This is a genomic window from Brevibacillus sp. MCWH (assembly GCF_013096935.1).
Lineage (GTDB): Bacteria > Bacillota > Bacilli > Brevibacillales > Brevibacillaceae > Brevibacillus > Brevibacillus aydinogluensis.
On the sequence record NZ_SDLF01000151.1, the window covers coordinates 1 to 454 of the forward strand.

Below are 454 nucleotides of genomic sequence, written 5' to 3' on the forward strand. Positions count from 1 at the left end.
TCGTTGACGGCATGCCCGCGGCAAACGTCTTGAAAAGCGGCGATCAATTAGTGGCCATTGACGGACAACGAATTGAAGAAGCCGATGCGTTTATTCAATACGTAAGCGGAAAGAAAAAAGGGGATCGCGTTCGTGTCACATATAAGCGAGCGGGGAAAGAAAAAACGGCGACATTGACGCTCGCACCGTTTCCGAAAGAAAAAAATCGCGTCGGTCTCGGTGTTTCGGTCATGACTGATCGCGATATTGTGACCGATCCACCTGTTCGCATTGAATCGGATGAAATTGGTGGACCGTCAGCTGGTTTGATGTTTGCGCTCGAAGTGTACAACCAACTCATTCCTGAAGATTTGACAAAAGGTTATCGCATTGCTGGGACAGGAACGATTAACATCGACGGAGAAGTCGGACCGATCGGCGGCATTTCTCAAAAAGTGATCGCAGCCCATAAAGC

At 48.9% G+C, this 454-nt stretch carries 1 protein-coding gene; it reads left to right on the forward strand.

Annotated elements, in window-relative coordinates:
• Positions 1 to 454, forward strand: a 454-nt coding sequence (locus ETC00_RS19820) for a PDZ domain-containing protein (RefSeq protein ID WP_171567753.1), incomplete at both ends; no start/stop codon positions are given.